The following is a 13,223-nucleotide window of genomic DNA, read 5'->3' as shown; positions in this document are numbered from 1 at the left end:
GCGAGCTGTGTCAAACGAAACAGCAGTATCCTCCAGCGCCCGGCCGGCCGACGCCGGCTCACAGGCCGACCCGCGCCGCTGGCGCCAGCTGGCGTTGCTCGGCGGCCTGCTCAGCGTGGACAACAGCGAGGCGAGCGTCATCCCGGTGATGTTCCCGGCGATCCGCAAGGCACTGGACGTGAAGCTGGCCGGCCTCGGCGCGCTGACCGCGGTGTCCAAGCTCGTCGGGGCCTTCGCCGGCCCGATGTGGGTCTCCGTCGCCCGGCGCCGGCCGCGCAAGCAGGTGCTGGTCCTGTGCTGCGGCATGTGGGGCGTGTTCACCATCGCGGCCGGGCTCGTCCAGAACTACATTCAGCTGATCGCGCTGGTCGCCGTCATCAGCTTCGGGCTGGCCGGCGGAGGACCGCTCACCAACGGCCTGATAGCAGACCTCTTCGACGACCGGACCCGCGGTCGCGCGGCCGGAGGGCTGTACGGCATAGCTTTCATCGGCGTCGGCATCGCGGGCCCGGTCTTCGGCGCGCTGTCCCACGCGCACAACGGCTGGCGCTACGGCTTCTTCATCAGTGGTCTGATCCAGATCACCTTCGGCCTGGCAACCCTTCTGTTCCTGCGCGATCCCGGCGTCGGTGCCGCGGAGGGCACGGCAACGGCCCGGGAGACGACGGTCGCGGCGAGGCAGGGGGAACGAGCGCGGGTCAAGGTGCTCCTCGGCAACCGCACACTCCGGCTGATGTGCTTCCAGCGCCTGGTGACCGGCCAGTTCGTCCTGCTGACCTTCGGCACGACATTCATGGTCGACGACCGCGGCTACAGCAACGCCAAGGCCTCGCTCATCACCGTGCCGGTCGGAGTCGCCTACGTGATCGGTACCTTCCTGGGCGGTGTGCTCGGCGACCGGGCCCATCGCAGGCGACCCCGCTCGGGCCGGATCATGGTGCTACAGACAGCAATGTTCGTCTACGCGCCGATCGCCTACGTCCTGACCCAGATCCACTGGAAGCAGTTCGGCATCTACCTGCTCTTGTTCGCCCTGATGGCCGCGACGCAGAGCGTGGTACCGGGAGTGAACCGGCCGATCGTCATGTCGGTCGTCGCACCCGAGATGCGCAGCACCGCGTTCGGCATGCTGTTGTCCGCCGAGGCGATCGGCTGGGCCCTGACCAACCTGCTGACCGGAATCGTCGGCGACGCCTACAGCCTGCAAACCGCGTTCCTGTGGTTCTCGGTGATCCTCATGCTGGCCAACGGAGCCCTGTTCTTCGGGCTCTACCGCCCCTACGCCCAGGACGCGGCCGCGCTCGAAGCAACACTGCACGCCCCGGAGGCAATCCAGTGACACAGCCGAACTTCGTCGTCGAGCGCCGCCTGCACGACGCCATCACCCGCTGGCTGCTAGAGACCGCCGACGTCATCCCTGCCGACACCGACCCCCGCCTACCGACCGTGCAATCGCCTGCTCCCGGAACCGCCGCCCGCAGCGGCGCCGACCTGTGAAGAAAGCTGAGACAGTGGAACACCCCGAGTACGCCGACGTCGTCGAGACCGCGCTGGCGAAGCTGGATCTGGATGCCAAGGCCCGCCTGCTGGCCGGACAGGACCTGTGGTCCCTGCCCGCACTACCGGAGATCGGCCTGGGCTCGCTGGTGATGTCCGACGGGCCGGTCGGCGTGCGCGGCGCGTCCTGGGACCCCGGCGACCCGTCGCTGGTGCTGCCGAGCCCCACCGCGCTGGCCGCGACCTGGGACCCCGACCTGGCGCGGCGGGCCGGACAGGTTCTGGCCCAGGAGGCGCGGCGCAAAGGTGTGCACGTGCTGCTCGCTCCCACGATCAATCTGCACCGGTCGCCGCGCGGCGGCCGGCACTTCGAGTCCTACTCCGAGGACCCGCTGCTCACCGCGCGGATCGGCGCGGCGTACGTGGCCGGCGTCCAGGACGGCGGCGTCGGCGCCACGGTCAAGCACTTCGTGGCCAACGACGCCGAGACCGACCGCTTCACCGTCGACAACCGGGTCGGTGCGCGGGCGCTGCGCGAGCTGTACCTGGCGCCGTTCGAGCAGATCATCGCCGACGCCCGGCCGTGGCTGCTGATGTCCGCGTACAACAGCGTCAACGGCTCGACCATGACCGAGAACCGGGACTTGCAGATCGGCGTGCTGCGCCAGGAGTGGGGCTACGACGGCGTCGTGGTGTCCGACTGGCTCGCCGCGCGCGACACCGTCCGGGCGATCACCGGCGGATTGGACGTGGCCATGCCCGGACCGACCACGGTATTCGGGCCGAGACTGGCCGCCGCCGTGCGCGACGGCCGGGTCGCCGAATCCGTGGTCGACGACGCGGTACGGCACGTGCTGCTGCTGGCCGCCCGCGTGGGCCTGCTGGCAGGCGCCGAACCCGCGGTGCCGACGTCCCGGCTCCCCGCGCCGCTCGACACGGAGACGATCGCCCGCGAGATCGCCACCGGCTCCATGGTGCTCGTGCGCAATACCGACCAGATCCTGCCGCTGGACCCGGCGGCGCTCAGCCGCGTCGCCCTCATCGGCCGCGCGGCCCGCGACGCCCGGATCCTCGGCGGCGGTTCGGCGACGGTGTACCCGGCCCGCGTGATCTCACCGCTGGACGGGCTGCGCGCCGCGCTGCCGGACGGCGTGGCGCTGACCTACGCGATGGGCGCCGACCCCGACAACGAACTGGACGTCCCACGGGACGGCTTCACGCTGCGCACCGTGCTGCGCGACGCCGACGGCGACATCCTCGCCGACGCCCCGCTGCCGTTCGGCCGGGTCCGATGGATGTCCACCGACCTGCCCGGCGGCGCGGACTTCGATGCCCTGGACAGCGTCGAGATCACGGGGACGTACACGCCCCACGAAAGCGGGACGCACCATTTCGGGGTCAGCGGACCGGGGCCGTTCCGGCTGGTCGTGGCCGGCGCGGTGCTGCTGCCGGGTACCGAGCCGCAGCCCGGCGGCGACGTCCTGAACGCCGTGCTGGGCAACCGCTACACCGCCGGCGGCGCCGCTGAATTGGAGGCGGGCAGACCGGTCGAGATCAGCCTGACCAACCTGCGTCCCAAGGGCGACTTCGGCCTGATCCGCGGCGTCGCCTTCGCGCTGGGCCACCGCGCCCCGGACCGCGACGACGACGCGCTGATAGCCGAGGCGGTCGCCGCCGCGACCGGCGCCGACACCGCGGTCGTCGTGGTCGCCACCACCGAGCGGGTGGAGAGCGAGGGCTTCGACCGCGCATCGCTCCGGCTGCCGGGCCGGCAGGACGACCTGGTCGCCGCGGTCGCCGCCGCCAACCCGCGCACCGTGGTGGTGGTGAACGCCGGGGCACCGGTCGAGATGCCGTGGCGCGCCGATGTCGCGGCCGTCCTGCTGACGTGGTTCCCCGGTCAGGAAGGCGGCGCCGCGCTGGCCGACGTCCTGCTCGGCGCTGCCGAGCCCGGCGGACGGCTGCCCACCACCTGGCCCGAGCACCTGGCGGACGCCCCGGTATCCGAGGTCACCCCGACCGACGGCGTCCTGGCCTATGACGAAGGACCCTTCGTCGGCTACCGCGCCTGGCAGCGCGCCGGCACCGAACCGGCCTTCCCGTTCGGGTACGGACTGGGATACACCACGTGGGAGTACGAGGACATCGAAGTCGCCGGCGACACCGTGCACGTCCGGATCCGTAACACCGGGATCCGCTCCGGCCGGGAAGTCGTCCAGGTCTATGTCGCCCCGGCCGACAGCTCTGCCGACGCCCCCGACCGCCCAGAGCGGCAGCTCGCCGGCTTCGCGACGGTGACGGCCGGTCCGGGCGCGTCCGTCGAGGCCTCGATCACCATTGCGGAGCGGGCGTTCCAGATCTGGGACGAGGGCGCGAACGCGTGGGCGACCATACCGGGCGGCTACCGCGTCGAGGTCGGACACAGCGTCACCGACCTTGCGATGACCACGCGCGTCGAGGTCGCCGGGCACTGACGATCCGAATCGGAACCTCATGCGCGACTCCGCTTCTGTGAGAAACGTACTCTGCCACCTCTTCGGGGCAGGCTTGCCAGGGGCCGCGGATATGAAAGAGAGTCAAGGCCCGTGAACAGAGACCACACCACCGAGTTCGCCGGACTTCGCGTCGTCGCTTTCCCCCTGGACCCCGAGGCGCCGTTGCCGGCCGCGGCGGAGACCGGCGAACCGGTCGCCTGGCGTCTGGATTGCGACGTACGGTGGGGTGCCCAGTTCGGCTATACGCTTCCGGAACTGTTCGAGCTCTTCCTGCGGCGCGTGGACCCCTCCCGCATCGAGGCGATCGTGTTCGGCGTGTGGTCGACCGAGATGGACTCCGGCGGCCACCCCGTCGAGGTGCTCTCGGCGGCTGCCGATCGGCTTCCCGGGCTGCGCAAGGTGTTCATCGCCGACGTCGGCAGCGAGGACATCGAGGTCTCGTGGATCGCCAACCTCCCGATCACGCCGCTTCTGGAGAGCTTCCCGCGGCTGGAGGAACTGTGGGTGCGCGGCGGACAAGAGAATCGCGACGTCCCGATGGTGGGCCGGGTCAAACACGGCGCACTGCGGACGCTGGTCCTCCAGTCCGGCAGTCTGCCGGCCGAGACGATCCGCGCGATCGCGGCGTGCGACTTCCCGGAACTGGAGCGGCTCGAAATCTACTTCGGCGACGAGGACTACGGCGGCACTGGCTCGGTCGACGATGTCACCGGCCTGCTGGCCGGCGAGAGGTTCCCGAAACTGCGCTACCTCGGGCTGAAGAACGCGATCACGCAGGATGAGATCGCCACCGCCGTGGCCCACGCCCCGATCGTCGGGCAGTTGCAGACGCTCGACCTGTCGCTCGGGACGTTGAGCGACGACGGTGCGGCAGCCCTGTTGGCCGGGCAACCGCTCACCCACCTGCGCAAGCTCGACCTGCACCACCACTTTCTGTCGCGGGAGATGGACGATCGACTGCGGCAGGCGCTGCCCGACGTCGAGATCGACCTGTCCTGGCGAATCGCGGATGAGGACCGCTACGTCGCCGTCGCGGAGTGAACGGCCCCGAACCGTCGGGGCGCCGACTGTGGTCGTTCAGCCATGGTCTGGGTGGCCGCACCGAAGCTGAAGCGCCGGCTTGTATGGCTGTAGCGGTTCGTGGACGGCAGCTGCCTGCCACCACACCCAGTTTCCGTCAACGGCTGGGGTGCCGTGAGCTGCCAGGTTCTCGGATGCCGGCCCCGACGCGCTCCGGCCGGGCTACGAGCATCGGCGATCGTTCTTCTCCGCCTGCCCTAGTGCAGCGCCGCGTCGATCTTTCGGGGGTTGGGTGGGGGGTTTTGGTCACCGGCTTGAGATGAGTCGGGTACGGAGGCCGGCGGTCGCGTGCGGGGCTTAAAGGCGTTGTGAAAAAACCGCCAGATTTTGGCCGCTGACTTGCGCTGTCGGGCGGCGGTGAGCAGGTCCGGCGGCCAAAATCTGGCCGTTTTTTAACAACATGTGTGCTTACGTTAGTCAGGGTCCCGCACCGCACGAAGCCCGCGGCCGGGTACGCCGTCACCTCTGCCGGTCCCCGCCTTGCGCCGTAGGGTTGTGAACCTCGCCCTGGGGGCGACCGGCAGCCGGCGACGTGGCCGGCTTGACGCCCGGACTGCCCGTTCTCGGAAGCAGACCACACATGTTGTGACAAAACGGCCTGATTTTGTCCGCCCTGCCGGGCGACCGCCGCGGGCCTCGGGAAGCCGGCGGACGAAATCAGGCGGTTTTTTCACAACGCTTTTAAGCCCCGCACGCGACCGCCGGCCTCCGTACCCGACTCACCTCAAGCCGGTGACCAAAGCCCCGCACGCGACCGCCGGCCTCACACCCGGCTCACCTCAAGCCGGTGACCAAAGCCCCCCACTCAGCCCCCGAAAGATCAATGCGGCGCTGCCCTAGCGTCTACCCCTACCGTCGACGCGGCGCGAGTCCGGTCTCGAAGGCGATGATCGCCAGGTGGACGCGGTCCCGAGCCTCGAGCTTGGCGAACAGGCGCGCGACGTGCGTCTTCGCCGTCGCCGCGCTGATCACCAACCGCTCGGCGATCTCAGGGTTCGACAGTCCCTCGCCGACCAGTGCCAGCACCTCGCGCTCCCGGTCGGTGATCGCCGCGAGGAGACCCGAGTCCGTGTCGGGCTCGGCGTCCGGTTCGGGGACCGCGGGGACCGCGGGGGCCGCGGAGGCCGCGAAGGTTCCGGCGAAGTCCGCGATCAGCCGTCGGGTCACGCTCGGCGCGATCAGCGCGTCGCCGGCGGCCACCACGCGGATCGCGTCCAGGATCGCGTCCAGGGCCATGCTCTTGAGCAGGAATCCGCTGGCCCCGGCGCGCAGTGCGCCGTAGACGTACTCGTCGTCGTCGAAGGTCGTCAGCACCAGCACCTTGGGCGCGTCCGGCTCGGCGGTCGCCTGCCGGGTGGCCTCGATCCCGTCCATGCCCGGCATCCGGATGTCCATCACCACGACGTCCGGCCGCAGTTCCCGTGCCAGGCGCACTGCCTCGTGGCCGTCGCCGGCCTGGCCGGCCACCTCCAGGTCGTCGGTGTCGCCGATCAGGATCGCCAGTCCGACCAGCATCAGCGGCTGGTCGTCGACCAGTAGTACCCGTACGCTCATGCCGGCAGACTCGCCGTCACCCGGAATCCGCCCTCCGGGCGCCGGCCGGCGCTGAACTGGCCGGACAGCAACGTCACCCGCTCGCGCATGCCGAGCAGGCCGAAGCCGCTCCCGCCGGCCCCCGCCGCGAACCTCGGGCGGCCCGGCCCGGCCAGACCGCTGTCCCCGTCATCCACCACCTCGATCCTCACTCCTTCCGGCTCGTAGCCGACCGCGACGCGGCACGTTCGCGCCCCGGAATGCCGCACCACGTTCGTCACCGACTCCTGGATGATCCGGAACGCCGACAGCTCGATCTCCGGCGGCAGTGGACGCCGCTCGCCCCGCCAGGTCACCTGGACCCGCACCCCGGCGCCGGCCGTGCGTTCGGCGAGTTGCGGGACGTCGGCCAGGGTGCTGGCCGGCGCCAGCGGAGCGGCCTGCGGCGTGGTGTCGTCCGGCTCGGCGCGGCGGAGCGCCCCGAGCATACGCTGCAACTCCAGCAGCGTCTCCCGGCTGGTGGTCTCGATGCCGGCCAGCGCCTGCCGCGTCTGCTCGGGCTTGGTCTCCACGACCCGCGCGGCCGCTCCCGACAGCACCGTGATGATCCCGATGCTGTGCGCGACGCTGTCGTGCAGCTCGCGGGCGATCCGCAGCCGCTCGGCCATGACGACGCGGGCCGCGGTCTGCTCCTCCAGGGCTTCGACGTACTCACGGCGTTTGCGGTACACCCCGCCGAAGACCCACGCGAGCGCGAACCACAACGCGAGCCACCCGGCCCACTGGGCCGCGCCGCCGACGGACTGCCCGTAGACGTGGATGTCGTTGACGAACGCGTCCGCGACGCCCGCGACGGCGCCGACGGCGGCAGCCTTCGGCCGCCGGGCGGCGATGTACCCGCTCAAGGCGACGAGCAGGATCAACACGATCAAGGGCCGCGCGCCGAAAATGTCGCCGAGGACTGATTCGCCCAGGACCGACGCGAAGACGGCCACCGGCAGACGGCGCACCAGCAGGACCGGAAGGGCGAGCACGACGCACAGACCCATCGTCTGGAAGTGCCCGAGGACGGGGAACCGGAACAGGCCGGCGTTGGGGCTCGGCGTCGTCAAGACGAGCATCCCCGCGTAGAAGCAGGCGATGGCCAACACCACGGCCTGTGACATCAGCCAGGTCACACGCTTCGATGTCGAGAGACGCTGGAGAAGCTCTTCCATAGGGAGATCGTATTCGGTGGCGTCGGCTCTGCGCGTCGCCCCGGGGATGTACGCCGGGTACACCCCCGAGCCGATGGCCTGCGGGAGAGGTGACATCCGCCGGCCGACGCGAGGGATGAGGGTCAGTTCCTAGGTTCATGGCCATGACGAATGCACCGATGATCGAGCTCCAAGACACGACAAGGAAATATGATGACGGCCCGCCCGCGCTGGCCGGGGTGACCTTGTCCGTGGCGGCCGGTGAGTGCGTGGCGATCCTCGGCCACTCCGGCAGCGGGAAGTCCACCCTGCTGAACCTGATCGCCGGGCTGGACAAGCCCTCCAGTGGCACCGTGACGGTCAACGGCACCCGCGTCGACCAGCTCGGTGAGGCCGGTTCGGCGAAATACCGCCGGGCCTCGATCGGCATGATCTTCCAGTTCTTCAACCTGCTGGACGATCTGACCGTGTTGGACAACGTCATGGTTCCGGCGCAGCTGGCCGGGATGGGCAAGGGCGAGGCGAAGCGCCGGGCCGCCGAGCTGCTCGGCTCGCTGGGCATCGACCGGCAGGCCAAGGCCTACCCGCAGCGGCTGTCCGGCGGCCAGCGACAGCGGGTGGCGGTGGCCCGGGCGCTGATGAACCGGCCGGCGCTGCTGCTGGCCGACGAGCCCACCGGCGCGCTGGACTCGAGCTCGGCGGAGGACGTGCGCCGGCTGCTGCTGGATCTGAACGGCCAGGGTCAGACCATCCTGCTGGTGACCCACGATGTGCAGCTGGCCGCGAGCACCGCGCGCCGCACGATCGAGTTGGTGGACGGCGCGGTCGCGCGGGACATCGTCAACAGCGGCAACGGCAGCGGCAGCGGCGCCGGCCTGGCCGCCCGCACGCCGCTGACCCGTCCGTCGGGAGAGGTCCGATGACACTGCGCAAGCCGCCGATGCCCCGGCGCCTGTTCGAGGCCGGTTTCCGGGCCATGGCCCGCCTGCTGCTGGCGGTGAGCCGGTGAGCGCCTTGGGCAAGGTCGTGCGGTCCGGCATGGGCCGGCGTCGGGTCCAGACCCTCGTCCTGGCCCTGACGACGCTCACCGCGGTGCTGTCATCAGTACTCTCCCTCGGTCTGCTGACCGCCGTGCAGGCCCCGTTCGACCACGCTTTCCACACCCGGAACGGAGCGCACCTGGCGGTCCAGTTCGACGATTCGAAGGTCACGGCCACACAGACCACCGCCACCGCGCACGCCGCCGGTGTCACCGAGGCAGCCGGGCCGTACCCGATCGCCGCCGCCCTGGACACGACCGTCGGTACGGACTGCCCCAAGACCGATTGGGCCGGTCACGACAATGGTCCGATCACCGTCACCACCCGGCCCGACCTGGGGAGCACCTCCGGGATGGACCAGCTGGTGCTGACCCAGGGGCGCTGGCCGACCAGCCCGGGCGAGATCGCCCTCCCGGCGAATGACTATGCCGACGCCTGCTTCGGCTCCTCGGTGGTGTTCTCCTCCCTGCCGGGCAAGCCGTCGTTCAAGGTTGTCGGCTTCGCCGACTCGGTGACCAACAGCGCGACCGGCTTCGCCACCGCCGACGGTTTCGCGCGGCTCACCGCCGCCGGTGCCAAGTCCGACACGCAGATGCTCTACCGGTTCGCCAAGGCCGGGACCGACGCCGACATCGCCGCCGACAAGCAGGCGGTGGCCGCCGCCGTGCCGGCCGGCGCGGTCCAGGACGGACAGTCGTATCTGATCGCGCAATGGCAGGCGACCGGTAACGCCAAGGCCTTCGTGCCGTTCCTGGTCGCCTTCGGAATCCTCGGGCTGGTCCTGTCGGTGCTGATCATCGCGATCGTGGTCAGCGGCGCGGTGGCCTCGGGGACCCGGCGCATCGGGATTCTGAAGTCGTTGGGCTTCACACCTTCGCAGGTGACTCGCGCCTACACCGCGCAGGCCATGATCCCGGCGACACTCGGCGTGGTCCTCGGCACGGTCATCGGCAATCTCGCGGCCGGGCCGGTCCTGAACGGGGCCTCCAAGCAGCTCGACGCGGCCGATACCACGATTCCGTTGTGGGTCAGCGCCATGGTGTCGATCGGCACGCTGCTGATCGTCGGTATCACGGCTTCGATCCCGGCGTTGCGGGCCGGCCGGATGTCGGCGGTGCAGGCTTTGGTGGTCGGCCGCGCCCCCAAGGCCGGGCGCGGTCAGGCGGCGCAGCGTCTGGCATCGCGGCTGCCCCTGCCCCGGGCCGTGTCGCTGGGGCTGGCCCAGCCCTTCGCCAAGCCGGCCCGGACCGTACTGGTCGGCGCGGCGGTGCTGCTCGGCACGGTCAGCGTCACCTTCGCGGTGGGGTTGGGGACCGCGTTCAGCAAGTACCAGGACACTACTATGAGCTCGGGCTTCAACGTCGCGTCGAAGATCGTGGAACCCACAGCCGATGTGGGCGTGCCCTGGGGTCAGTACGGCCCCAACGACCCGCGCCACCCTTATCTGGATGCCGCGAAGGTGGCCGCCGCGCTCGCCGAGGTCCCGGGCACGAAGGCCGCGTTCGGCTGGGGCGACAGCGGCGCGACCATGGTCGGCGCGCCGATCGGCGGCGAACCGCCGGTCCTGTACACGGTCAGCGGCGACTTCTCCTGGACGAACATGGAGCTGCTGTCCGGCCGCTGGTACTCGGCGCCCGGCGAGGTCGTGGTCGGCGACAAGCTGGCCTCGGCGGTGGGGATCCACGTCGGTGACTACCTCACCGTGGTGCGGCAGAACAAGCAACTGTCACTGAAGGTCGTCGGCATCAACTTCGACACCCATGGAAGCACCGACTACACGGCCATAACGGATGCGGCCACCTTCACCGCCGCCGGACTGACCCCGCACATCGACCAGTTCAACGTCGAGCTGGCCTCGAACGTCGACGGAGCGGACTGGTCCACCTCGGCCGCCGCCGCACTGACCCCGCTGAACGCCTCGGTCCAGCCGAACTCGGACGGGGGCAGGAATCTCGTGGTGATCATCATGGACACCCTGGTGGCGATGTTCACGCTGATGTTGACCGTCGTCGCCGCGCTCGGGGTGCTGAGCACAGTGGTGCAGGACACCCGGGAGCGGGTCCACGACCTGGGGATCTTCAAGGCCCTCGGGATGACACCGAAACAGACCATCGCGATGGTTCTGACCTCGGTGACGCTCACCGGACTGATCGCCGGACTCATCGGCGTCCCGATCGGGGTCGCGGTGGAGAAGGCGACACAGGGCCCGATGAGCCACGCGATCGGCCGGCACCTCCCGCCGAGCGTGACCCACGCCTACACCGCCGGGCTGCTCCTACCGCTGCTGGCCGCCGGGGTCGTGATCGCCCTGCTCGGGGCACTGCTGCCGGCCGGCTGGGCGGCCCGGTCGCGGACCGCCACCGCGCTGCGGACCGAGTAGGACCGAGCAAAAGCGGCGCTGAGCACGGCACGGCACGAACGCCAATGCCGACCTCCCCCGGTTGACACCCTCGGGGGGTCGGCATTCTGAACCGCCCCGAGTCCTCGCAACGGCTACAGCTTTTACAGCGGTCAGGATTTCGCCTGACCGGGCTGTCAGACGGAAACGCACGGCACCAACCCAGTACGGTTCACTTCGAGGTCCATCGTGCTTCGGCGTCGAAGGCCAGGTCAGTCTCGGTGACGAAGCCATCAGAATTCGGTTTCGTCCCGGGCCTGTCGGCTGTAGACGCACTGCCCGGCCAGCCACGTGGCCTCGATGGGGATGTCGGCCATGCGCACCGGATCGACAGAGCGCGGGTCCGCCTCCAGGACGACGAAGTCGGCGTACTTCCCGACCTCGATGGAGCCGGTGATGTCGTCGGCGAACAGGTGCCAGGCGGCGTCGATGGTCTGCGCCCGCAGAGCCTGGTCGACAGTGATCCGTTCCTCGGGCGCCAGGACCCGACCCGACTTCGACAGCCGCGTCACCGCCTCGGTGATGTTCCGCAGCGGCTCGACCGGCGTGACCGGGGCGTCGTTGTGGAAGGAGATCCGCAGACCCGCTTTGAGGGCCGAGCCGGCGTTCGCGTAGTGCGCGCCGTGCTCGGGTCCGAACAGGTCGTCGACGAGGATGTCGCCCCAGTAGTACAGGTGGTCGACGAAGATCGTGGCGGTGATGCCGAGCGCCGCGGCCCGCTGGAACTGGTCCGGGCGCATGGTGCCGACGTGTTCGAGGCGCAGCCGGTGGTCGTCACGGGGATGCGCGGCGAGCAGCTGCTGCCAGACGTCCAGGATCATGTCCACGGTGTCGTCGCCATGGACATGGCAGGCCAGCTGCCAACCGGCCGGGAAGTACGCCTCGCTGAGCGCCTTCAGCTGCTCGGGGGTGTAGTTGGCCCGGCCGCGGTGGTTCGGCTCCAGGCCCAGGGCCCGGGTGGTGTCGTTGGTGAGGTACGGGAAGGAGGTGGCGATGTTCCCGATCCAGGGCGACCCGTCGGCCCAGGTCTTGATGCCGACCTGCCTGACGAGGTCGTCGCCGTTGTCCGGGGTGATGTCCGATGCCATCTTCGGCCCGGACATCTCGTACATCCGCACCCTGACGGTCGGGCTGCTGGCGGCCAGCGCCGGTCGCAGCCGGGCGTCGAAGGCCATGTCCGAGCACATCGTGACCCCGGCCAGGTTCAGTCGCGCGTACTCGGCGTTCAGCAGGGCCGGCCAGTCGCCGCCCTTGGGCAAGAACGGGTGCACGCACGCCCCGACGGCCGCGGCTTCGTACGCGGTGCCGTCCAGCGAGCCGTCGGCGGTGCGGCCGAAGCGTGCGCCGACGGGATCCGGCGTGTCCTTCGACAGCCCGAGCCATGTCGCCGCGGCGCTGTTGAAGAAGGCCTGGTGCCCGGAGTTGTGCATGATCACCAGGGGGGTGTCGGGCGCCACCGAGTCCAGCCAGGCCAGATTCGGGGTCGGGAGTCCCTTCTGCAGCAGCGGGTCCCAACCGTAACAGCAAGTTCCGCCTCCGCCGCGCGCGGCGACCGCGGCCTTGACGGCCGCCACCACGTCGTCGGCGGCGGGGATCGTCGCGGGCCGAATGTCGTCGACGGCCGGTCCGAGCACGAAGGCTTCCTCGGTGACATGGCCGTGCGGCTCTACGAAACCGGGCATCAGGCACCGGCCGCCCAGGTCGACGATCCGCGTCGAGCGGTCGGTCAGCGATTCGATCTCGGCGCCGCTGCCGACCGCCACGATCCGGCCGTCCCGCACCGCGACCGCCTCGGCCAGCGGCTGATCGGGATTCATCGTCAGCACCACGCCGGCGGTGAACACGATGTCGGCGAACCGTGAGGACACTTCAGACTCTGCTGCCATGGCGCCAGCGTCCGCCCGGGCGCCACGACCCGGCCACCAGTACGGGCCCGTTCGGAGGTACGCCCCGGTTCGTCGTCCACCCCGGAGTACTACCGGCT

Annotated in this window: 9 protein-coding genes; 6 read left to right on the top strand and 3 right to left on the bottom strand. The window is 70.2% G+C overall.

What is annotated here, in order from left to right:
• Nucleotides 1–7 precede the first annotated feature (7 nt).
• From IZR01_RS04770 to IZR01_RS04755, 4 genes are all read left to right on the top strand, one after another.
• Nucleotides 8–1,339 (top strand): MFS transporter, encoded by a 1,332-nt coding sequence (locus IZR01_RS04770; RefSeq protein WP_194892166.1) that lies wholly within the window; start codon nucleotides 8–10, stop codon nucleotides 1,337–1,339.
• Entirely contained in the window at nucleotides 1,336–1,497 is a 162-nt protein-coding gene (locus tag IZR01_RS04765) for a hypothetical protein (protein WP_194923027.1), read from the top strand. Before IZR01_RS04770 ends, IZR01_RS04765 begins: the two co-directional genes overlap by 4 nt.
• Before the next feature lie 14 nt (nucleotides 1,498–1,511).
• Entirely contained in the window at nucleotides 1,512–3,971 is a 2,460-nt protein-coding gene (locus IZR01_RS04760) for a beta-glucosidase (protein WP_323746914.1), read from the top strand.
• A 111-nt stretch (nucleotides 3,972–4,082) separates the two neighbouring features.
• Nucleotides 4,083–5,033 (top strand): STM4015 family protein, encoded by a 951-nt coding sequence (locus IZR01_RS04755; protein ID WP_194892169.1) that lies wholly within the window; start codon nucleotides 4,083–4,085, stop codon nucleotides 5,031–5,033.
• An 888-nt stretch (nucleotides 5,034–5,921) separates the two neighbouring features.
• Here the strand turns inward: IZR01_RS04755 and IZR01_RS04750 are convergent.
• Entirely contained in the window at nucleotides 5,922–6,626 is a 705-nt protein-coding gene (locus tag IZR01_RS04750; RefSeq protein ID WP_194923025.1) for a response regulator, read from the bottom strand.
• Nucleotides 6,623–7,822, bottom strand: a complete 1,200-nt coding sequence (locus tag IZR01_RS04745; protein WP_194923024.1) for a sensor histidine kinase — start codon at nucleotides 7,820–7,822, stop codon at nucleotides 6,623–6,625. Before IZR01_RS04745 ends, IZR01_RS04750 begins: the two co-directional genes overlap by 4 nt.
• 143 nt (nucleotides 7,823–7,965) lie before the next feature.
• Here IZR01_RS04745 and IZR01_RS04740 point away from each other — a divergent pair, with 143 nt between their 5' ends.
• Nucleotides 7,966–8,724 carry an ABC transporter ATP-binding protein gene (locus IZR01_RS04740; protein ID WP_194923023.1) on the top strand — a complete coding sequence of 253 codons (759 nt, stop codon included), beginning with the start codon at nucleotides 7,966–7,968 and terminating at the stop codon, nucleotides 8,722–8,724.
• An 82-nt stretch (nucleotides 8,725–8,806) separates the two neighbouring features.
• Nucleotides 8,807–11,221 (top strand): ABC transporter permease, encoded by a 2,415-nt coding sequence (locus tag IZR01_RS04735; RefSeq protein WP_194923022.1) that lies wholly within the window; start codon nucleotides 8,807–8,809, stop codon nucleotides 11,219–11,221.
• A gap of 251 nt (nucleotides 11,222–11,472) precedes the next feature.
• Here IZR01_RS04735 and IZR01_RS04730 read toward each other — a convergent pair whose 3' ends face one another.
• Nucleotides 11,473–13,125, bottom strand: coding sequence for an amidohydrolase (locus IZR01_RS04730; RefSeq protein ID WP_194923021.1), 1,653 nt, complete (start codon nucleotides 13,123–13,125; stop codon nucleotides 11,473–11,475).
• Nucleotides 13,126–13,223: the final 98 nt, after the last annotated feature.

This window comes from Catenulispora pinisilvae (genome assembly GCF_015356865.1).
In the GTDB taxonomy this organism is placed as follows: domain Bacteria; phylum Actinomycetota; class Actinomycetes; order Streptomycetales; family Catenulisporaceae; genus Catenulispora; species Catenulispora pinisilvae.
Note: the sequence above shows the minus strand (reverse complement) of the source record. Positions and strands in the feature narration are given on the sequence as shown.